Consider the following 20983-nt stretch of genomic DNA (forward strand, 5'->3'; position numbering starts at 1 on the left):
TTGATTATCGGTGGATGCCACGATTCCATCACTGCACGAGCTGCCCGCTCGGTGGTGTACGGGGGTCGCCACCGGGCGGGCTTTCACGACAGCACGTCCCCAAGCACACAGGGAGAGCACCATGAGCACCGAAGTTCCGAAGCTTCCGAAGACGGACCCGCCGGTCGACCCGGACAACTTCCACACCGACGGCACCGAGCAGACGGCTCCGGACGGGCTCCTCACGCCGAAGAAGCCCGTCGTCAAGCCGGACAACTTCCACACGGACGGCACCACCAAGTAGCTTCCGTACCCCGCTCTGGGGAGGGCGGGGCCGCGGAGGACCCCAAGGGGACCGCAGGGGGACCCACGGGGTTGATCAGGGGAAAACAGCACGGGGCAACAGGGGAACAGGGGGGATCGGGGGACCGGGGAACCTCGGTGGGGGCCGAGGGGGACCGGTGAAAGCCGCCCAAGGGGGGGCCGGGTGACTGCGGGGGGTTCCACAGCACGCACCCGGGGGCGCACCAAAGACTGACCGCGGCGCGGAGGGGGCGCCGCGGTCAGTCCGCGTCCGGGTCCGGTGCCGGGCGCGGGTCAGTCCGCTTCCGCGGGCCGGGGCCGCTCGCAAATCAAGCCTCGTCAGGGGCCGGGCCGCGCGCAGGTCGGTCCGCGGCCGTACGCAGCTCGTTCTTCTTGACCTTCCCGCCCGCGTTGCGCGGGAGTTCGGGGACGAAGCGGACGCCGCGCGGGACCTTGTAGTTGGCCATTTCGCGGCGCGACCAGGCGATGAGGTCGTCGGCGGTGAGGGTGGAGCCGGGGCGGCGGACGACGTAGGCGCGGCCGACCTCGCCGAGGCGGGGGTCGGGGACACCGATGACGGCGGCGTCGCGGATGTCGGGGTGGCGCAGCAGCAGTTGCTCGATCTCCGCCGGGTAGGCGTTGAAGCCGCCGACGATGTACATGTCCTTGAGGCGGTCGGTGATCCGCAGATTTCCCTCGGGGTCCAGGACGCCGATGTCGCCGGTGTGCAGCCAGCCGTCGGGGTCGACGGCGCGGGCGGTGCCCTCGGGGTCCTCGAAGTAGCAGGACATGACGTGGTAGCCGCGGACCAGGACTTCGCCGGGCGCGCCGGGCGCGGCGTCGACCCGTACCTCCGTGTCGGGGATGGCGCGCCCCGAGGTGACGGCGACGGTCGCGGCGGGGTCGCCCCTGCGGCACATGGTGACGGTGCCGGACGCCTCGGTGAGGCCGTACGCGGTCAGGACGGTGGCGATCCGCAGTTCGGCGCGCAGCCGTTCGACGAGTTCCAGCGGGATGACGGCGGCCCCGGTGACGACGAGCCGCAGCGCGGACAGGTCGTGGGCGGCGCGCGCCGGATGGTCGAGCAGCGACTGGTGCAGGGTGGGCGGGCCCGGCAGTACGGAGATCCGCTCGGCGGCGATGTTGGCGAGGACGGTGTCCACGTCGAAGACGGGCTGCGGCACGATCACGGCGCCGCGCATCAGGCAGGCGATGACGCCCGCCTTGTAGCCGAAGGTGTGGAAGAAGGGGTTGACCACCAAGTAGCGGTCCCCCGCGGTCAGTCCGGCCAGCGCGCTCCAGACGCCGTACACGCGCAGCGTCTGGGTGTGCGTGATGACGGCGCCCTTGGGGTGTCCGGTCGTGCCCGAGGTGAAGATGATGTCGGAGGGGTCGCCGGGCGCCACGGCGTCGGCGCGGGCGCGTACGGTCGCGGCGGGTACGTCGGCGCCGGCCGCCACGTAGCCGTGCCAGGACAGGAATCCGGTGGGCGGCGCGTCGTCGCCGAGGACGACGACGTCTCGCAGGTGCGGCAGGCCGGGCAGCGGTCCCTCGCCGTCTCCCTCTCCCGCGGCGCGGCGCAGCGCGGCCACGTACGACGTGCCGAGGAAGGTGCCGGTGACGAACAGCAGCCTGGCGCGGGTGCGTTGGAGTATCCAGGCCGCTTCGGCGCCTTTGAAGCGGGTGTTGAGCGGGACGAGGACGCCGCCCGCGCTGACCGCGCCGAGCGCGGCGACGATCCAGTTCAGCGAGTTGGGCGCCCAGATCGCGACCCGGTCGCCGGGGCGCAGTCCCGAGGCGACGGCCGCGGCGGCGGCACTTTCGACGCGGGCGCCGAGTTCGGCGTAGCTGACGCGGGTGCGGCCGTCCACGACGGCCTCGTGCTCGCCGTGGGCGCGGGCGGCGGCGCGCACCAGGCGGGGCAGGGTGCCCCAGCGGAGGTCGGCGCGGGGGTCGTCGGCGGGTGAACCGGCCGTGGATGAGCCGTCGTTGAAGGCGCCGCCCTCGGATGAGGTGTCGCCGTACGAGGTGTCGCCGTACGAGGTGTCGCGCGGATCGTCGTCCCGCAGGTCCACATCCATGACGTCCTCTCCCGTAGCTGACTACCCGTCAGATTAACGGTAGCCTGACGACCTGTCAGCAGTTCGTCAGTGCATCCGGGGACCCGCGGAGGTGTGTGCCCATGGGCGGCGCTGCCCTGAAAGACGCGACGGCCATCGTCGGGATAGGCCAGACACCGTTCGCCAAGTCGCTCCCGGAGTCGGAGAAGACGCTCGCGTGCCGGGCGGTGCTCGCCGCGCTCGACGACGCGGGCATCGACCCCGGCGAGGTCGACGGCTTCGCCTCGTACACGATGGAGGACACCGACGAGGTCGAGCTGGCCAAGGCGATCGGCGCGGGTGATGTGACCTTCTTCGCCAAGTCCGGTTACGGCGGCGGCGGTTCGTGCGCGACCGTCGCGCACCTCGCGGCGGCCGTCGCCACCGGTCAGGCGTCGGTCGGCGTCGCCTGGCGGTCGCGCAAACGCGGCTCGGGACCGCGCCCGTGGAGCAGCACCACCGTCCAGCTCCCCATCCCGGCGCAGTGGTCCCGGCCGTACGGTCTGCTCCGCCCGGCCGACGAGATCGGCATGCTCGCCCGCCGCTACATGCACGAATATGGCGCCACCCGCGACCACTTGTTCAATGTGGCGCTCGCCTGCCGCAACCGCGCCAACCAGAATCCGGCCGCTCTGATGTACGAGCGCCCGCTGACCCGCGAGATGTACATGACCGCGCGCTGGATCAGCGAACCGCTCTGCCTGTTCGACAACTGCATGGAGACCGACGGGGCCCTGGCCTGCGTCGTGGTCTCCGCCGAACGCGCCCGCGACTGCCGCCGCAAGCCCGTCTACGTGCACTCCGCCGCGCAGGGCCTGCCCGCGCAGCATCACGGCATGGTCAACTACTGGACCGACGACCCGCTCACCGGACCGTCCTGGACCGCCGCCCGACACCTGTGGAAACAGGCCGACTTCGGGCCGCAGGACGTCGATGTCGCCCAGATATACGACGCCTTCACCCCGCTGATCCCGCTCTCCCTCGAGGGCTACGGCTTCTGCGGACGCGGCGAGGGCGCCGCCTTCACCGAGGGCGGCGCCCTGGAGACCGGTGGACGGCTGCCGATCAACACCGGTGGCGGCGGCCTGTCCGAGGCGTACGTCCACGGCTTCAACCTCATCACCGAGGGCGTCAGGCAACTGCGCGGCACCTCCACCGCCCAAGTTCCCGACGCCGCCACCTGCCTGGTCACGGCGGGCGAGTGCGTCCCCACATCCGCTCTGCTGCTGAGGAGTTGACAGCCGCGATGCTGCTGCCGGTCATCGACGAGGACGGCGCGCCCTTCTGGGAGTACGCGCGCCAGGGCGAGTTGCGCGTCCAGGCGTGCGCCGACTGCGGACGGCTCCGCTTCCCGCCGCGCCCCTGCTGCCCGTACTGCCGGTCCTTCGGGTCCCGCTGGGAGCAGATGAGCGGACGCGGCCGGATCTGGTCGTACGTCGTCGCCCACCCCCCGCTGCTGCCCGACTACGCCGAGCAGGCCCCGTACAACGTGATCGTGGTGGAACTGGCCGAGGAGGCCACCCCCGAGGGCGGCCGGATCCGGCTGGTCGGCAACCTCGTCGCCCGCGCCGACGCGCGCCTCGACTCCGTGGACCCGGCGCGGCTGCGGATCGGCGCCGCCGTGAAGGTGGCCTTCCCCGACCCGGCCGCCACGGACGGCGTCGTCGTACCGCGCTGGCTGCTGGAGCGGCCATGAGCGTCCGGCGCACGGAGGCCGGTGACGGGGTCGCGCTCGTCACCCTCGACCGGCCCGAGCGGCACAACGCCCTGGACGGCGCGACCGTGGACGGGCTGCGCGAGGTGTGGCGCGACCTGCGCTTCAACGACGCGGTACGGGCGGTGGTCCTCACCGGCGCGGGCGACCGGGCGTTCTGCACCGGCGTCGACCGCGGCCTCGACGTACCGCAGCCGTCGTCCCCGTACTGCGTCGACGACCCCCTGCTCACCGCGGGTCCCAAGGCCAACGACCTGTGGAAGCCGGTCGTCGCCGCCGTCAACGGCATGGCCTGCGGCGGCGCCTTCTACCTCCTGGGCGAGGCCGAATTCCTCATCGCCGCCGAAGACGCCACCTTCTTCGACCCGCACACCGCCTACGGCATGGTCAGCGCCTACGAGTCCGTCCTCATGGCGCAGCGCATGCCCTACGGCGAGGCCATGCGCATGTCCCTCATGGGCACCGCCGAACGGGTGAGCGCGCGACGGGCCTACGAGACCGGTCTCGTCTCCGAGGTCGTGCCCGGCCCCGACCTCCTCGCCACCGCCCTGCGCGCCGCCGCCGTCCTCTCCTCCTACCCGACCGAGGCCGTCCAGGGCACCGTGCGCGCCGTGTGGTCGGCCCGGGAGGCGGCCCGCGCGCACGCCACCGCGCTCGCGCCGCACCTCATCGCCCTCGGCAATCTGCCGCCGGAGCGGCAGGCGGAGCTGTTCACCGGGCGCGCCCGGGGGCCCGCCGCCTTCCGGTTGAGGTGAGCGCGGCTCACGTGGCGGGTGCGACGGTCGCGGCGTAGCGTCGGCCCCGAGGGGGCTGAGCGAGCGAAGCGAGGCGACCACGAGATGTTCCGCACCGTCGTCGGGTCGCTTCTCGCCCTCATCGGAGCGGCGGGCGCCGTCTGGAGCCCCTTCCGTGCCTGGTACGGCGGCCGCCACGGCTCCGGCATCCGGGTCGACGACCTCTTCACCGGGGTCGGCGTGACGCCTGACAAGGCGGCCCTCCTCGGCTCCCTTTTCCTCCCCATGGCCTTCGCCGCCCTCCTCACCCTCCTGGGCGTCCTCCTCCGCTCCCGCCTCACCCTCGCCCTCGCCGCCCTCCTCGTTCTCGGCATCACCATCCTCTGGATGGTCCGCCAGGGCCAAGCCTCCGGCTCCCTCACCGCCGGCGGCAACGGCCTCGACTACGGCGTCGCCACCGCCTTCGCCTCCGGCCTCCTGCTCCTCCTCGCCGCCGCCGTCCTCCCCGGCCGCCACCGGCCGCGCCGCGCCACGCCGGTTTTCGAGGAGCCCCGGTACGACGAGCCGACGTACGGCCGGTACGACGAACCCCGCTACGAGGAGGAGGAGACGGGGCGGGGTGCCCCCGCAGAACTGCGTCGACAAGTGGACGACGCTTACGACACGACCAGGCAGACGCAGTTCGAGGAGGTGCCCCGGCCCGGCACCGACGACCTGCCCAGCGGCGCGCAACCCCCGCCTACCAGCCCGCCCGGCGCCTGAGGGCATCAGCCCGCCCGGCGTTTGAGGGCCCACGGGCTCACGCCCGACGCGAAGTCGCCCCGGTCCCCTTCGTCGCGTCGAGCGCGTACACGCACCGGTCCTTCGAGCACGCGTACACCACCCCCTCCGACGTCACCGGCGACCCGGTGATCTCCCCGCCGGTCTCAAGCCGCCACCGCAACTGCCCCCCGGCCGCGTCGACCGTGTACAGACAGTGGTCCTTGGACCCGAAGTGCACCCGCCCGGCCGCCACGGCGGGCGAGCCGACGATCTCGTTCTGCGCCGCGAAGCGCCACCGCGGCGCGCCACTGACGGCGTCCAGCGTGTAGAGCGCGCTCCCCGCGCCGAGGTGCAGCGCACCATTGGCGACGATGACGGGTTCCAGCGACTGCCGCGGCTCGGTGGCGACGCGCCAGCGCGCGTGCCCGTCGGCGGGATCGAGGGCGTAGACGGTGCCGAGGTGGTCGGCGACGTACACGCCGCCGCCCGAGACGCCGGGCCCCGGCACGTGCGCGGGCGGCGAGAACATGACGGCGGGGGCGTCGAAATGCCAGCGCTCGGCGCCACTGCGGGCGTCGAGCGCGACGACCCGCGTCCCGGCGGTGAGGTGCACGATGCCGTCCGCGACGACCGGCCGCGTGGGCACGGAGCCCGCGACGCCGGGTTCGCCGACCGGGTACGACCACATCTCGGCACCGGTGAGGGAGTCGACGGCGTGCAGGTGGCCGCCGCCCTGGTAGTAGACGGCGCGGCCGAGGACGGTGGGCCCGGAGTCCGGGGACTCGAATTCGGTCTGGGCGCCCGACCGCTCCCAGCGCAGTCCGCCGCGCGCCGCGTCCCACGCCTGGATGCCGCCGCCGCGGGTGGCGGTCACGACCGTGCCGGAGTCGGCGCGCAGCGCGTACACCCAGCCGTCGATCGCCGTACGCCAGCGCTCGCCGCCGTCGACCGCGTCGAGCGCGAAGAGGCTGGGGCCGTCAGAGGCGTGGATACGGCCGCCGTCGACGGCCATCGTCCAGGCGACGTCGCGGGTCTTGAACTGGCGGCGCCCGCTGGCCACATCGAGCGCGTGCACCTCGAAGGAGGTGACGTAGAGGAGTCCGCCGGAGACGACGGGGGTGCCCCACACGTCGTTCGACATGCGGAAACGCCACGGCCGCCACTCGCCGGGAGCGGCGGCCTGGGACTGGAGGCCCGACTGGGCGGCGTGCTGGGCCTGCTGCGACTGCGGCTGTGATTGCTGCTGTTGTGACTGCTGCTGTGACTGCGGAGCCTGCTGCGCTTGCTGGCCCTGCTGCGCCGGGAGGGCGGCGGGGGCCTGGGCCGCGCCGCCGTTCGCCACGGCACCGGCGTTGGCGCCCGCGTTGGCGTTCGCGCGGTGCGCGCCCGCGCGGCGGCGTACCCAGTCCGTACCGGGCGCGGCCCCCGCCTTGTGGTCCGCCGCGTCCGCGACCCGCATCCCGGGACCGATCGGCGCGGAACCGGCGAGCTGTACGGGAACGGCGGAGGCGGGACCCGAGGTGGGACCGGAGCCGGGGCCCGCCGCGGGTCCCGCCGCGGGGCCGGATACGGGTACGGGCGCGCGGTGGTTGCCGCGGCCGTCGGGCGCGCCCGCGTGCGCCGGTGCGTTGTTCGGCGGCTGCTGCGGCCGGGGCGGGGAGTTCGGCGGGAGCGGCGGCGCGTTGCCGGGCAGTTGCGGGCCCGCGGCGTGCGCGCCCCGGCTGCCGCCCGAGGCGACGGCGGGCCGTCCGCTGCGGCGCTGCTCTATCAACGCGACCGCGCCGGGCGGCAGCCAGGCCGACGCCGTACCCGTGTCGTCGCCGCCGGTGGAGTACAGATGCGGTGCGAGCTGCGCCTGGAGGTCGGCGGGGGTGGGCCGCCGGTCCGCCTCCATCCGCATGCAGGACTCGATGAGCGGGCGCAGCTCGGGCGGCAGGCCGTGGAGATTGGGGCCCTCGCGCAGCAGCATGAAGACGGTCTCGACGGGGTTGGCGCCGTGGAAGGGCGCGTGGCCGGTCGCGGCGAACACCAGGGTGGAGCCGAGCGAGAAGATGTCGCTCGCGCCGCGCACGCTGCGGGAGTCGCGGGCCTGCTCGGGCGACATGTAGGCGGGCGTGCCGACGGCCACGTTCGTCATGGTCAGGCGGGTGTTGGAGACGCCGGACGCGATGCCGAAGTCGATGACGCGCGGCCCATCCTCCACGACGAGTACGTTCGACGGCTTCATGTCGCGGTGCACGAGACCGGCTGCGTGGATCGACTGCAACGCCTCCGCGATTCCGGCGGCCAGCCACCGTACGGCCTGTGCGGGCATCGGGCCCGCCTCGTTGACGATCTCCTCCAGCGACGGGGCCGGGACGTAGGCGGTGGCGAGCCACGGGACGGCGGCGCGGGGGTCGGCGTCGACAACGGCCGCGGTGTAGAAGCCGGAGACCGCGCGGGCGGCCTCCACCTCACGCGTGAAGCGGACCCGGAAGAGCTGGTCCTCGGCCAGTTCGGCGCGCACGGTTTTGATCGCCACCCGGCGGCCGGAAGCCGAGCGGGCGAGATAGACCAGCCCCATGCCGCCGGCGCCGAGCCGCGCCAGCACCTCGAAAGGGCCGATCCGTCTCGGGTCGTGCTGCGTAAGCTGCTCCACCACTGCCCTGCCACCTCCCCGTGCCCGCGTTGCCCGCGCTGTCGCGGCCTTACCCCGTGCTGCGCGCCGTACCGTCGTTCCGTTGTCGCTCTGCCGTCGTGCTGTGGTGCTGTTTGGTGCTGTTGCGCTGTGGTCGCTCTGCCGTTGTCGCCGTGCTCGTGCCGTGCTGTCGTGATCGAGCGCTTGCGCCCGCCTGTACTGCTTTGCCCGCTCTGCGCGCTCCGTACCCCGTTCGACCGGCCCAAGCGCCAGGGTACGGGCCTGATTCTTCCTGGGATGGGCGCCGGTTGCGAACCCGGGGCCGCCGCGACACGCCCGGAGAGCGAACTCGTTATCATCCGCCATTCGCACCGTCTCCGGCGCGCGGCGCGCCGAACGAGGCGTCCGGGAGGGAGGCATGGGACGCACGTGGCGCACCGGCGGCGTCCAAGTGCCGTACGGGGCGGGCGAGTCGGGGCAGGCGCCGGTGGACGGGGGGCCGCGCGGGTCGGTCGCGGGGCGGTCCCGGGGCGGCGGGGTTCAGCGCGGCGGGCAGGACGGGGACGGGCCGCCCGGCGCGAAGAGGTCGGCCGCCACGGCGGCGCGATGCCGGGTGGAATCGCCCCACGCGGCGGAGAGCGCCCACACCCGGCGCAGCCAGAGCGAGAGGTCGTACTCGTCGGTATAACCGATCGCACCGTGCACCTGGAGGCACCCGCGCGCCGCTTTCCCCGCCGCGTCGTTCGCGAAGACCTTCGCCATGGCCGCGTCCCGCGCCGCACTGGGCAGCCCGTGGTCGTACGCGTACGCCGCCCGCGCCACCACCGGCCGCGCGAATTCCACGGCCAGCAGGACGTCCGCCAGCCGGTGCTTCACCGCCTGCCGCTCGCCGATCGGCGACCCGAACTGCACACGGCCCTTGGCGTACTCCACCGTCCGCTCCAGCATCGCCGCCGCCGCGCCCACCAGGTCGGCCGCCGCCCCGATCGCCCCGAGTCGCGCCGCCTTCCCGGCCGCCTCCCCCCACTCCCGCGCGAGCACCCGCCCGCCTCCGTCCGCCACACGCGCCAGCCCCCGATTCGGGTCGACCCCGACAACAGGCGTACGCGGCCCGGCCCCCGCCTCCCGCAGCTCACCGTCTTCCGTGACCACCAGCACGTGATCAGCGTGGGCGGCGTGCGCGACAACGGGCTGACCTGCTGGTTCGGATACGGATACGGATGCGGACGTGGGTACGGACGTGCGTACGGATGCGGACGTGGGTACGGGTCCCGGCGCCGGAACCCGGGCGGGAAGGGACACGGCGACGGTCACCGCGCCCTCCGCCAGCCCGCGCAGCAGATCCGCCCCTTCTGGCAGCCCCCCGAGCAGTTCCGCCGCGACCGCCGCCTCCAGCAACGGCTCGGGCAGGCACGCGCGGCCCGCCTCCTCGGCGAGCGCGACGAGCGCCTGCGCGCCCAGGGGCGGCTCGTCGAGGCGCCGCCCTCCGAGGTGCTGCCTGCCGGAACCGTAGCCGCCGGGACCGTAGCCGCCGGGACCGTGGCCGCCGGGACCGTAGCCGTCGGCACCGGGACCGGAACCGAGACCGAGGCCGCCGTACTCCTCGGGGACCAGCAGCCCGGTCGCCCCGATCCCGGCGAGCGCCCGCCAGCGGTCCCGCGAGAACCCGGCGCGCACGTCGGCCGGGGTGCAGCGCGCCGCCAGCAGCTCGCGGGCGGTGCGGGCGAAGAGCTGTTCGTCGGGCGTGGGCGCGAGTCTCATCGGCGGGGCTCCCGGGGGAGGTCGAGCAGCCGCTCGGCGATCACATTGCGCTGGATCTCGTTGGTGCCCGCGTAGATGGGTCCGGCGAGCGCGAAGAGGTAGCCGTCCAGCCACGGCCCGCACCGCTCCGCCTCCGCGCCGAGCACGCGCAGCGCGATGTCGTGCAGGTCGAGGTCCAGTTCCGACCAGAAGACCTTGTTCAGCGAGGACTCCGGCCCGCTCTCCCTGCCCTCCCGCATCCGCGTCACCGTCCGGTAGGTGTACAGCCGGTACGCCTCCGCCCGCATCCACACGTCCGCCACCGCGTCCCGGTGCGGCGCCGCCTGTTCCGGGCGCAGGCGGCACAGGTCGAGCAACCGGTCGGCCGCCGCCAGGAACCGTCCGGGGCTCCGCAGACTCAGCCCCCGCTCGCTCCCCGTGGTGGACATCGCGATCCGCCACCCCTCCCCCGCCTCCCCCAGGACGTCCCGGTCGGCCACGAACACGTCGTCCAGGAACACCTCAGCGAATCCGGCCTCCCCGTCGAGCTGCCGGATCGGCCGTACCGTCACGCCCGGCGCCGCCAGGTCGACCATGAAGTACGTCAGGCCGTGGTGCCGCCGCGAGTCGGGGTCGCTCCGGAAGAGGCCGAAGAGCCGGTGCGCGTAGGCCGCCCGCGAACTCCACGTCTTCTGCCCGCTCAGCCGCCACCCGCCGCGCGCCTCGTCCCGTACCGCCCGCGCCCGCAGATTCGCCAGGTCGGAACCCGCCTCCGGCTCCGACCAGCCCTGCGCCCACACCTCCTCCCCGCTGGCCATCGGCGGCAGCACCCGCGCCCGCTGCTCCTCCGTACCGAAGGCGAAGACGGTGGGCGCGAACAGGAAGATGCCGTTCTGCCCGACGCGCCCCGGCGCGCCCGCCCGCCAGTACTCCTCCTCGAAGATCAGCCACTCGTCCAGGCCGAGGCCCCTTCCCCCGTACTCCTCCGGCCATCCGACGACCGCCCACCCGGCCTCGTACAGCGTCCGCTCCCACTCCTGGTGCGCGCGGAAACCGTCCGCCGTGTCCATCGACGGCAGCGGCTCACGCGGCACCCGACGGGCGAGCCAGTCCCGTATCTCCCGCCGGAACGCGTCCTGTTGAGCACTGAAGGAAAGGTCCGTCACCGCGCTAGGATAACCGACTATCTGACGGATCGTCAGATCTCGGTACGGCCAGGACGCACCTCATCGCACGCCACCGCGCCCTCACCTCAAGGCACGTCACCTCACATCGCCTCACCTCTCTCATCACCCTCACGTCACCTCTCGTCACCTCCCAGCCCTGCGAGAACGGAGCCCCCGATGCCCGAGGCCTACATCGTCGAAGCGGTACGCACCCCCGTCGGCCGCAAGAACGGCGCGCTCGCCCCCGTCCACCCCGCCGACCTCGGCGCCCATGTGCTGACCGCCCTGGTCGAACGCGGCGGCTTCGACCCCGGCGCCGTCGAGGACGTCGTCTTCGGCTGCGTGGACGCCATCGGCGGCCAGGCCGGTGACATCGCCCGCACCTGCTGGCTGGCGGCCGGACTGCCCGAGCACGTACCGGGCGTGACCGTCGACCGGCAGTGCGGCTCCTCCCAGCAGGCCGTGCACTTCGCGGCGCAGGCCGTGCTGTCCGGCACCAGCGACCTGGTCGTGGCGGGCGGCGTCCAGAGCATGTCCCGGATACCGATCGGCGCGGCCATGGTGGTGGGCCGCGAGTACGGCTTCACCGATCCGTTCTCCGGGTCCACCGGCTGGCGCGCCCGCTACGGCGACCAGCCCGTCAGCCAGTTCGGCGGGGCCGAACTCATCGCCCGCGACTGGGACATCAGCCGCGAGGACATGGAGCGCTTCGCCCTGGAGAGCCACCGTCGCGCCCTGCACGCGCTCGACAGCGGCTGGTTCGCCCGCGAAACGGCCGCCCTCCCCGAACTCGCCACCGACGAGGGCCCCCGCCGCGACACCTCGGCGGAGCGGATGGCCGCCCTGCCGTCGATCGTGCCCGGCGGCCGGCTCACCGCGGCCCTGTCCTCACAGATCTCCGACGGCGCCGCCGCACTGCTCGTCGCGAGCGAACAGGCGGTGCGCGACCACGGCCTGACCCCCCGCGCGCGGATCCACCATCTGTCCGCCCGCGGCTCCGACCCGATCCGCATGCTGACCGGGCCGATCCCCGCGACCGAACACGCCCTGGCCAGGACGGGCATGTCCATCGGCGACTTCGACGCGGTGGAGATCAACGAGGCGTTCGCGTCCGTGGTGCTGGCCTGGCTGAAGGAGACCGGCGCCGACCCCGACGTGGTCAACCCGTGCGGCGGCGCCATCGCCCTCGGCCACCCGCTGGGCGCGACCGGCGCCCGGCTGATGACCACCCTGCTGCACCACCTGGAGCGCACCGGTGGCCGCTACGGCCTCCAGACCATGTGCGAGGGCGGCGGCCAGGCCAACGTCACCGTCATCGAACGGCTCTGATCCGGCTCACGCGCCGGGTATCGAGCCGCTCCTGCGCGTCACGTCGATGATCGCGAACCTCGCGCCCTGGTCGTCGGCGACGACGGCCATCCGTCCGAACGGCGAGTCCTCCGGTCCCATGACGACCCGTCCGCCGAGCCGTCCCACGGTGTCGGCGGCGGCGTCGCAGTCCGCGACCACGAAGTAGACCTGGAAGGCGGGCGGCTCGTCCCCGCCGCCGGACGCGCTGTTCATCCGGCCGGCGAGCTGGCCCTCGGGGTCGCCGGGGCGGGACCACACCTTGTAGTCGAAGTGGACGCCGTCACCGACCTGCACGCCGTCGTAGCCGAACACCGTCTCGTAGAAGGCGTCGACCGCCGCCGCGTCCCGCGTGTGGTTCTCGGTCCAGCAGTAGGCACCGGGCACGTTGACCACGTCGAAGCCGGGGTGGCCGCGGAGCTGGAAGGCGCCGAAGAAGGAGCCGCCCGGGTCGACGGCGCCGACCAGCACACCGGTGTCGCCGATCTCGTCGGGGCCGAAGACGACGTGCCCGCCCGCCTCGGTGATCTTGGCCGCGGTCTTCGCGGCGTCCGCGGTGGCCAGGTGTATGCCCCAGGCCGTGGGCATCGACTCGTCCATCTTGCCCATCAGGGCCGCCGCGTTCTTCCCGTCGAGCTTGGCCAGCGTGTAGTGCCCGAACTGCTCGCCCTGGTCCTCGAACGTCCAGCCGAACAGCTCGCCGTAGAAACGCCGCCCGGCCGCGAGGTCGGGAAGCGAGACGTCGGCCCAACAGGGAGCGCCTTCACCGAATGCGGACATGAGCTGGTTCCTCTCGCGAATGTCTGGAATGCCACCGTAACCAGTGATCTTCCCGCCCGCACGAGAGAGAATTCGAACATATGGTCAATTCTTGAGACGGCCCAGGACTCCCTCGGTTTCGGCCATGATCCGGTCCACCAGCTCCGCGCACGAGGGCAGGTCGGCGATCACTCCCGCCACCTGCCCCGAGGCCATGACGCCCAGGTCAGCGCGCCCTTCGACCATCGCGGCGCGGAGCAGCACCGGGGTGTTCGCGGCCATCAGGACCTGCGGCCAGCTCAGCTCGCGGGCGCCGCGCATCGCCCGTCCCTCCCGGAGCATCGCGCGCAGCGGCGTCCCGGACAGCCGGGAGAAGCGGACGGCGTTGCGCAGCGCGCGCGGGTAGCGGACGAGGGGGCCGCCGCGTTCCAGCGAGCGGACGAAGTCGGTGGCGAGGACCCGGTGCGGCACCCCGTCGACCTCGGTGGTGACGAGGGTGCCGGTGACGTCGGCGGCCAGGTAGCGGTCCTGGACGGCGCGCGGCACGGGCGCGTCGGAGGTCAGCAGGAAGCGGGTGCCCATCGCGATGCCGTCCGCGCCGTAGGCGAGGGCCGCGACGAGGCCGCGCCCGTCGAAGAAGCCGCCCGCGCCGACCACGGCCACCCCGCTGCCCCGCAGCGCGTCCACCACCTGCGGCAGTAGCAGCGTGGTCGGCACCCGGCCGGTGTGCCCGCCGCCCTCGCCGCCCTGCACGATCACCGCGTCCGCGCCCCACTCGGCGACCTTCTCCGCGTGCCGCCGCGCCCCGACCGACGGCACCGCGACCATCCCCTCGTCGTGTGCGGCGCGGATCAGCTCCCTGGTCGGCGCCTGGGCGAAGGACGCCACCCGTACGCCCTCGCGGCCCATCAGCGCGATCCGCCGTGCCGCGTCCGGCGCGTCGGCCCTGAGGTTGACCCCGAAGGGCCGTCCGGGGGCCGCCGCCTTGACCTCGGCGACGGCCGCGGTCAGTTCGTCGTACGACAAGGTGGCGGCGGCCAGTACGCCGAGGGCCCCGGCGTTGGCCGCGGCGGCGACGAGGCGGGGGCGGGCGACGTATCCCATACCGGTCTGCACGATGGGGTGGCGGATGCCGGTGAGGTCGGTGAGGCGGGTGCTCAGCGGACCGTCGGCGGTCATGCGGGGACCTCGCGGTCGCGGGCGGAGCGCGGGTCGAGGACGTCGCGCAGGACGCGCAGTTCGGCGTCGGTGGGCTGTCGGGTGGTGGGGACGCGGGCCGGGACGGTGAGGCGGAAGCCGGTCGCCGCTACGACCTGCTCCAGGGTGACGCCGGGGTGCAGCGAGGCGAGCCGCATGTGGTGGCCGGGTCCGCCGAAGTCCAGGACGCACAGATTGGTGACGACCGTGCGCAGACCGTGGAAGCGCGCGGCGCGGCCGACGGCGGCGGCGCGGCCGTAGCCGATGCCGCAGACGACGTCGACGCGCTCGACGAAGGCGCGCGGGGCGTGCCGGGGCACCCAGTAGCTGGTGGTGTGGTTGACGGTGTTGCCGGGGGCGCCGCGCGCGCCGAGGAGCTGCCGGGTGGGGCGGGCCCAGGGGCCGATGCAGGAGATGTTGGCGTTGCCGTACGCGTCGATCTGGCTGGGGCCCATCATGACGTGGCGCCGCCCGCGCGCGGCCAGGTCGAGGACCGCGCGGTAGGGCAGCCAGCCCTCGACGGTGAGCGCGTCGGGTGCCGCCCCGAGGGGGATGTCACCGGCCAGCAGATAGGCCAGACCGTCGCTGAGCACCAGGTCGGGGGCGAAGGTGGCGCGGGCGAGGCGGGCGCCGAGGGTGGGCACGACGCCCATGGGGCTGGCCAGGATCTCGCCGTCGCCGCGCCAGGCGTCGGCGCAGGCGGTGACGCAGATCTCGGCCCTGGTGGCGGGGCCGGTCGCCGCGGCGGTCGAGTCGTTCGGGGGCGCGGTCGGGCCGTTCGGGGGCGCGGTCATCGGGCCGCCTCCTCGTGGAAGTTATCCACAGCCTGTTGATAAGACGATTCATCCATATGGCTGAGGAAGCGTTCGGCGAAGGCGGCCCAGGCCGCCGGGTCGGCCGCGGCGGTCGCGTAGGCGCGCTGGAACGGCTCGTCGCGGCCGTATTCGGGCGGGCACTCGGTGAAGTGCGCGCCGCGCGGTGCCTCGATCACGCCATGGGTGAGGTAGCGGTGCAGGACGAGGGCGTGCACGCACCCCGCCTCCTTGAGCAGGTCCGCGGTGGGCACGACGCGTTCGGCCGACGCATAGGCGGCGTCCGCGGCCTGGCAGAACAGGTCGTCGAAGAACTGGTCGGGCCCAGTGAGTGCGGCGCTGCCCGCGGGGTCGGCGAGGTTGGCGTGCACCAGGGCGGCGTCCAGCCGCAGCGGCGGTACGGCGACCACCTCGTCCCCGGTGCCGTAGGGGTCGGGGAGCACCCGCAGCTCGGGCGCGTACCGCAGCACGTCGGCGCCGAGCCCGGCGCGTACCGGCATGAAGGGCAGCCGGAGGGCGGCGGCGCGCAGCCCGGCCAGGAACATGCCCTCGTCCATTTCGAGCGCCTTGACGGTGCCGTTCTCGCGGGCGGCGCGGAAATGCGGCTCCAGGGGGACGGAATCGAGGGTGACGAAGCCGTAGACGACCTTGCGGACCTTGCCCGCCGCGCACAGCAGGCCGACATCGGGGCCGCCGTAGGAGACCAGGGTGAGGTCGGTGAGCGGGGAGCGGAGGATCGCGCGCACCAGGGCCATCGGTTTGCGGCGCGAGCCCCAGCCGCCGATGCCGACGGTCATGCCGTCGGCGAGGTGCGCTATCGCCTCGTCGGCGGTCATGCGCTTGTCCGTCATCCGGCGCCTCCCTCGGTGAAGGCGTCGCGCAGCCGGTCGCCGACGCCCGCCAGGTTGAGTTCGAAGGTGAAGCCCTGTTCGTAGCGGTAGGAGCGCTTGACGTCGACCGGGTCGATGCCGTTGAGCGACTGTTTCGCGGCCCTGACCACCTGCGGGTCCTTGGCGGCGACCGCGGTGGCGATCTCGACGGCTGCGTCGCGCAGACGATCCCTGGGGGTGAGCGCGAGGACCGTGCCGTAGCCGTGCAGCTCGGCGGCCGTGGCGTTCTGCGACGTGTAGACCATGTGCCGCATGCGCTGCTGCGGTACGAGCCTGGCCAGGTGCGTGGCGGCGCCGAGCGCGCCCCTGTCGACCTCGGGCAGGCCGAAGTACGCGTCATGGGAGGCGATGACCAGATCGGCGTTCCCGGCCAGGCCGACGCCGCCGCCGAGGCAGAAGCCGTGCACGGCGGCGATCACGGGGACCGGACAGTCGTAGACGGCGGAGAAGGCGGCGGCGCATCCGGCGTTGGCGCCGAGCAACGCGTCGAATCCGGCGGTGCTCTGCATCTCCTTGAGGTCGACCCCCGCGCAGAATCCGCGGCCCTCCGCGCGCAGGACCACCGCCCGCACCTCGGGGTCCGCGCCCTGCGCGGTGAGCGCGTCGGCGAGTGCGAACCAGCCCTTCACGTCGATCGCGTTGACCGGCGGCGCGTCGATCACCACTTCCGCGACGCCGGTCCCGGGGCGTGCCACCTGTATCGCCATGCGCCGTCCTCCGCCCGCTCGTTGGCCTTTTACGGATGTACGGATCGGGATCCCGACCGATGTCCGGCACAGATCTGACGGATCGTCAGTTCCTCTGGCACGATAGCCCACGTGACGGACGACCTGGAAGGGCGAGTGGCGGTCGTGACCGGCGGCACCCGCGGCATCGGCCGGGGCATCGCCGAGGCGCTGGCGGCGGCCGGCGCCCGGGTGCTGGTGTGCGGGCGCACACCGCCCGCGGACCTGCCGCCCGGTGTCGCCTTCCGGGCCGTGGACGTCCGCGACCCCGAGGCGGTGTGGGCGCTCTTCGCGCACGTCGCCGAGGCGTACGGGCGGCTCGACCTGCTGGTGAACAACGCGGGCGGCTCCCCCGCCGCCGACGCCGCCACCGTCTCGCCGCGCTTCTCGCGGGCGGTCGTCGAGCTGAATCTGCTGGCGCCGCTGTACTGCGCGCAGGCCGCGTACGCCCTGATGGCCCGCCAGCCGGACGGCGGCTCCATCGTCAACATCGGCAGCGTCAGCGGCAGCCGCCCCTCGCCGGGAACCGCCGCATATGGCGCCGCCAAAGCGGGCCTGGCCTCCCTCACCCGCTCGCTGGCCGCCGAGTGGGGCCCCGCGATCCGGGTGAACTGCCTGGTCGTGGGCCTGGTGCTGACGGACCGCTCGGCGGCGCACTACGGGGACGGCGACCCCGCCGTACAGCGCGCGGTGGCCGCCGCCATACCGCTGGGGAGATTCGCGGAACCGGCCGACATCGCCGGTCCCGTCCTCTTTCTGGCCTCCCCGTCAGCACGCTATGTAACCGGCGCTGAGCTGCATGTTCATGGTGGCGGTGAGCTGCCTCCCCATTTGCAGGCGGCCGAATCGCGCGCTGATCACCCGTCGGTAAACTGACGGCATGACAGGACAAGTTCGCACCGTCGACGGCCGTGTTGCCGGTCGCCGCGGGCAGGCGACGCGGCAGAAGCTGCTCGACTGCCTGGGCGAGATGCTCAGCACGTCGCCGTACCGGGACGTCAAGGTCATCGACGTCGCCCGGATGGCGGGCACCTCCCCCGCAACGTTCTACCAGTACTTCCCCGACGTCGAGGGCGCCGTTCTCGAACTCGCCGACGAGATGGCCAAGGAGGGAGCGGGCCTGACCGAATTGGTCGCGGGCCGCTCCTGGGTCGGCAAATCAGGCGCCCAGGCGGCCGAGGAACTCGTCGACGGTTTCCTCTCCTTCTGGCGGAAGCACGACGCCATTTTGCGCGTCGTCGACCTCGGAGCAGCGGAAGGGGACAAGCGGTTCTACAAGATCCGCATGAAGATCCTCAACGCCGTCACCAATTCCCTGACCGACTCCATCAAGGACCTTCAGAGCAAGGGCAAGGTCGACAAGGAGGTCAGCCCGGCGGCCGTCGCCGGATCGCTGGTCGCCATGCTGGCCGCTGTCGCCGCTCACCAGAAGGGCTTCACGAGCTGGGGCGTCAAGCAGGCCGAGCTGAAGCCGAATCTCGCGCTGCTGGTCCACCTCGGTGTGACCGGAAAGAAGCCCGCCAAGTAGCGGACGCGGCACGCACCGCTTTTTCGCGTTGACGTTTCGCCGTCCTGCCAGAAAGTCACGCCCTGACGCGGGCGCCGCACAGTCCTCGGGGGAGGTACGCGGCGCCCGCGTCTTCGTGTGGGTGACGGCACGGATCCCCGGCTTCGTGTACACGCTCCCGCGCGCACGCCTCCGTGTTCACGCTCCCGTGCGCGCGACTTCTGCCCGCGTCTTCGTGTGGGTGACGCCCCCCTATCCGCGTCTTCGTGTGGGTGACCCTTCACCCCCGCCTCACTCGCGCGGCGTCAGCCGGAACACCCGGATCTCGCGCGTCACGCGGGAGGCGTAGACCGCGTAGGGCGGCCAGAAGGCGACCAGCGCCTTCCAGGCGGCGGCGCGGTCGTCGCCGGTCAGCAGGCTCGCGGTGACCTGGAGGTCGCGGCCCCGGCCGCTGACCACGGCGTCGGGATGCGCCAGCAGATTGGCCGACCAGGCCGGATGCCCCGGACGGCCGAAGTTGCTGCCCACGAGAACGAGGGTGCCGCCGTCCTCCGGCATGCACGCCAGCGGCGTACGCCGCGGCAGTCCGCTGCGTGCGCCGGTCGCGGTGAGGACGACGCCGGGCAGCAGGCTCGCGCTGACCAGGAACCTTCCGCCGGTCAGCCGGTGGACCGCGCTGTCCATGACCGGCACCACATGCGGCGCGATCTTGGCGAAGGCCCGGGTGGCCGACACCTTCTGCACGGACCTGCCCAGAACGCCGGTCCTGCTGACCACACCGCGCCCGCTGACGGCGCCCTTCACGTCGGCGTCGGCCGCGCCGCTCACGCCGCGCTCCTGATCACCGAGGGCGCGAAGAGCCCCGCCCGGTCCGCGGCGTGCGCGCGCAGGGCGTCGACCGGTCCGAAGAGCAGTTCGTCGGCGGTGGCCCGCTTGAAGTACAGATGCGCGTGGTGCTCCCAGGTGAAGCCGAGGCCGCCGTGCAACTGGATCGCCGCCCCCGCCACCATGTGCAGCGTTTCCAGCGCCTGGGCGAGGGCTACGGGCGCGGCCAGCTCGAATTCGGCGCTCGCCTCGGTGTCGTCCGCCCCGGAGGAGGCCCCGGCCGCCCAGGCGGCGTAATAGGCGGCGGACCGCGCCGCCTGAAGCTGTACGTACAGGTCGGCGAGCCGGTGCTTGACCGCCTGGAAGGAGCCGATCGGGCGCCCGAACTGCTCTCTGACCTTCACGTACTCCACCGTCGAGGTGAGCGCGTGATCGGCGGCGCCCACGGCTTCCGCGGCGAGCGCGGCGGCGGCGAGGCGGCCGGCGTCGGCCAGGGCGGCGGCGGGGGCGTCGCCGAGCGCTTCGGCGGGAGTGTCGCGCAGCTCGACGCGGGCCAGGGGCCGGGTCTCGTCGAGCGCGGTCAGGCGGGTGCGCACGAGCCCCGGTGCGGTGGATTCGACGAGGAAGAGCCGGGTACGGGTGGCCGCGTATCCGCCGGTGTGGGCCGCCACGATCAGCAGGTCCGCGCTGTGCGCGCCGAGCGCGCGGTCCGCCTGCCCGTAGAGCAGGTGCCGTCCTGGCGGCCCGTCGGCCGCCGCGCGGGCCTGGACGCCGCCCGCCCGGCCGCCACCCGCCCAGTCGCCGTCGTTGGGCCCGGTGAGGGCCAGAGCGGTGGCCGGCGGGCCAGCGGTGACCAGCGCGGCGGTCAGGGTGCCGTCGGCGATCCGCGGCAGCAGGCGAGCCCGCTGCTCCTGATTGCCGAGGGCCGCGATCAGGGGCGCGGCCAGGACGGAGGTGCCGAGCAGCGGGGACGGCAGCAGCGCCCGGCCGGTCTCCTCGCAGGCGAGGACCAGTTCGGTGGGGCCGCAGCCGACGCCGCCGACCGCTGCGGGCAGCGCGAGCCCCGGCAGGCCGAGCGTCTGCGCGAGATGGCGCCACAGCGCCTCGTCGTGCCCCGCCGCCGTGGCGACGGCGGCCCGCACATCGTCGGGACCACAGCGTTTGTGCAGCAGGTCCCGCAATGTGCGACGGATTTCGGCCTGCTCGTCGGTGAACGCGGCGTCCATCGGCCGCTCCTCCCTGCCGCGACTGCGATCTGACGGGCCGTCATCTTAGGTGCCCCCCGCCACGATGCCCAGGCCCGTGCACCGCCGATACGCGAGCCGGCGCCAAGGCCGCACCTGGTGACGGCCACCCGGCGAGGACCCGGGCGGATACGCCAACCCGCGGCACCCCACGGCCGCCACCCGTGCGCGGCCCCACAAGAGCGCCCGCCTGAGACCGTGAACCCGACCCACCCCGGACCCCCGCGCACCGACGCGCGCGCCCCGGCGGGGCATCATGTCCCGCATGACCAGCAGCAGCCAGCCGCCGGGGGCGCCGCGGCGCAGCGCCCTCCGCCGCTTCCTCTCACCCGGCCCCGACTCCTCGACGACCCAGCTCAAGGCGTACGCGTGGACGTGGGCGATCTTGCTGGTGGTGTGGATCAGCGCGCAGTTCTGGGCGCATCCGGACGGGCTGCGCAGGGCGCTGTACATCCTGCTGTCGCTGGTCTCGATCACGCAGGCGCTGAGCGCGCTCGCACTGCTGAGCAAGCGGTCGGACAGGCGGCGCTGAACCCGTACCGGGACCGTATCGCCGCCACGCG

Annotated in this window: 20 protein-coding genes; 9 read left to right on the forward strand and 11 right to left on the reverse strand. The window is 73.5% G+C overall.

The window, feature by feature from the left end; all coding sequences use genetic code 11:
- The first annotated feature begins 121 nt into the window (after positions 1-121).
- Positions 122-283, forward strand: a complete 162-nt coding sequence (locus ACZ37P_RS04665; RefSeq protein WP_355337672.1) for a hypothetical protein — start codon at positions 122-124, stop codon at positions 281-283.
- A 328-nt stretch (positions 284-611) separates the two neighbouring features.
- On the opposite strand, the gene ACZ37P_RS04670 is transcribed toward ACZ37P_RS04665, so the two are convergent.
- Positions 612-2363 carry a FadD3 family acyl-CoA ligase gene (locus ACZ37P_RS04670; protein WP_467344861.1) on the reverse strand — a complete coding sequence of 584 codons (1752 nt, stop codon included), beginning with the start codon at positions 2361-2363 and terminating at the stop codon, positions 612-614.
- Positions 2364-2464: 101 nt separating this feature from the next.
- Between ACZ37P_RS04670 and ACZ37P_RS04675 the strand changes: the two genes are divergently transcribed.
- The 4 genes from ACZ37P_RS04675 to ACZ37P_RS04690 all read left to right on the forward strand — a co-directional run bounded on the left by ACZ37P_RS04675 (position 2465) and on the right by ACZ37P_RS04690 (position 5591).
- Entirely contained in the window at positions 2465-3619 is a 1155-nt protein-coding gene (locus tag ACZ37P_RS04675) for a lipid-transfer protein (RefSeq protein WP_391043232.1), read from the forward strand.
- 8 nt (positions 3620-3627) lie between these two features.
- On the forward strand, positions 3628-4077 hold the full coding sequence (locus ACZ37P_RS04680) for a Zn-ribbon domain-containing OB-fold protein (protein ID WP_467344863.1): 450 nt from the start codon (positions 3628-3630) through the stop codon (positions 4075-4077).
- Entirely contained in the window at positions 4074-4850 is a 777-nt protein-coding gene (locus ACZ37P_RS04685; RefSeq protein ID WP_391162419.1) for an enoyl-CoA hydratase/isomerase family protein, read from the forward strand. Before ACZ37P_RS04680 ends, ACZ37P_RS04685 begins: the two co-directional genes overlap by 4 nt.
- Positions 4851-4934: 84 nt before the next feature.
- Positions 4935-5591 carry a hypothetical protein gene (locus ACZ37P_RS04690; protein WP_355337657.1) on the forward strand — a complete coding sequence of 219 codons (657 nt, stop codon included), beginning with the start codon at positions 4935-4937 and terminating at the stop codon, positions 5589-5591.
- A gap of 37 nt (positions 5592-5628) precedes the next feature.
- Here ACZ37P_RS04690 and afsK read toward each other — a convergent pair whose 3' ends face one another.
- The 3 genes from afsK to ACZ37P_RS04705 form a co-directional block, all read right to left on the reverse strand.
- Entirely contained in the window at positions 5629-8232 is a 2604-nt protein-coding gene (gene afsK / locus ACZ37P_RS04695) for a protein serine/threonine kinase AfsK (RefSeq protein ID WP_467344865.1), read from the reverse strand.
- Positions 8233-8748: 516 nt separating this feature from the next.
- Positions 8749-9969, reverse strand: a complete 1221-nt coding sequence (locus ACZ37P_RS04700; RefSeq protein WP_467344866.1) for an acyl-CoA dehydrogenase family protein — start codon at positions 9967-9969, stop codon at positions 8749-8751.
- Positions 9966-11114: an acyl-CoA dehydrogenase family protein gene (locus ACZ37P_RS04705; RefSeq protein ID WP_467344868.1), complete on the reverse strand. Its 1149-nt coding sequence runs from the start codon at positions 11112-11114 to the stop codon at positions 9966-9968. The genes ACZ37P_RS04700 and ACZ37P_RS04705 overlap by 4 nt, the downstream gene beginning before the upstream one ends.
- A gap of 177 nt (positions 11115-11291) precedes the next feature.
- Here ACZ37P_RS04705 and ACZ37P_RS04710 point away from each other — a divergent pair, with 177 nt between their 5' ends.
- Positions 11292-12443: an acetyl-CoA C-acetyltransferase gene (locus ACZ37P_RS04710; protein ID WP_391043218.1), complete on the forward strand. Its 1152-nt coding sequence runs from the start codon at positions 11292-11294 to the stop codon at positions 12441-12443.
- Positions 12444-12449: 6 nt separating this feature from the next.
- On the opposite strand, the gene ACZ37P_RS04715 is transcribed toward ACZ37P_RS04710, so the two are convergent.
- From ACZ37P_RS04715 to ACZ37P_RS04735, 5 genes are all read right to left on the reverse strand, one after another.
- Positions 12450-13241 carry a VOC family protein gene (locus ACZ37P_RS04715; protein WP_355337642.1) on the reverse strand — a complete coding sequence of 264 codons (792 nt, stop codon included), beginning with the start codon at positions 13239-13241 and terminating at the stop codon, positions 12450-12452.
- An 84-nt stretch (positions 13242-13325) separates the two neighbouring features.
- Entirely contained in the window at positions 13326-14399 is a 1074-nt protein-coding gene (locus tag ACZ37P_RS04720; RefSeq protein ID WP_391043216.1) for an NAD(P)H-dependent flavin oxidoreductase, read from the reverse strand.
- On the reverse strand, positions 14396-15211 hold the full coding sequence (locus ACZ37P_RS04725; protein ID WP_467344869.1) for a CoA-transferase subunit beta: 816 nt from the start codon (positions 15209-15211) through the stop codon (positions 14396-14398). Before ACZ37P_RS04725 ends, ACZ37P_RS04720 begins: the two co-directional genes overlap by 4 nt.
- Entirely contained in the window at positions 15208-16080 is an 873-nt protein-coding gene (locus ACZ37P_RS04730) for a CoA transferase subunit A (protein ID WP_467344871.1), read from the reverse strand. The genes ACZ37P_RS04725 and ACZ37P_RS04730 overlap by 4 nt, the downstream gene beginning before the upstream one ends.
- On the reverse strand, positions 16077-16826 hold the full coding sequence (locus ACZ37P_RS04735) for an enoyl-CoA hydratase family protein (RefSeq protein WP_391043208.1): 750 nt from the start codon (positions 16824-16826) through the stop codon (positions 16077-16079). Before ACZ37P_RS04735 ends, ACZ37P_RS04730 begins: the two co-directional genes overlap by 4 nt.
- 111 nt (positions 16827-16937) lie before the next feature.
- Here ACZ37P_RS04735 and ACZ37P_RS04740 point away from each other — a divergent pair, with 111 nt between their 5' ends.
- Positions 16938-17720, forward strand: a complete 783-nt coding sequence (locus tag ACZ37P_RS04740) for an SDR family oxidoreductase (protein WP_467344872.1) — start codon at positions 16938-16940, stop codon at positions 17718-17720.
- 4 nt (positions 17721-17724) lie between these two features.
- Positions 17725-18372 carry a TetR/AcrR family transcriptional regulator gene (locus ACZ37P_RS04745; RefSeq protein WP_355337624.1) on the forward strand — a complete coding sequence of 216 codons (648 nt, stop codon included), beginning with the start codon at positions 17725-17727 and terminating at the stop codon, positions 18370-18372.
- A 270-nt stretch (positions 18373-18642) separates the two neighbouring features.
- On the opposite strand, the gene ACZ37P_RS04750 is transcribed toward ACZ37P_RS04745, so the two are convergent.
- The gene (locus ACZ37P_RS04750) at positions 18643-19128 is read right to left on the reverse strand and encodes a nitroreductase family deazaflavin-dependent oxidoreductase (RefSeq protein ID WP_355338068.1); all 486 of its coding nucleotides are present in this window, start codon (positions 19126-19128) and stop codon (positions 18643-18645) included.
- Between the two features lie 47 nt (positions 19129-19175).
- Positions 19176-20402, reverse strand: a complete 1227-nt coding sequence (locus ACZ37P_RS04755) for an acyl-CoA dehydrogenase family protein (protein WP_467344874.1) — start codon at positions 20400-20402, stop codon at positions 19176-19178.
- Between the two features lie 283 nt (positions 20403-20685).
- Here ACZ37P_RS04755 and ACZ37P_RS04760 point away from each other — a divergent pair, with 283 nt between their 5' ends.
- Positions 20686-20952 (forward strand): hypothetical protein, encoded by a 267-nt coding sequence (locus tag ACZ37P_RS04760; protein WP_467344875.1) that lies wholly within the window; start codon positions 20686-20688, stop codon positions 20950-20952.
- The last annotated feature ends 31 nt before the right edge of the window (positions 20953-20983 follow it).

It is taken from the genome of Streptomyces sp. NPDC024632, from assembly GCF_055559175.1.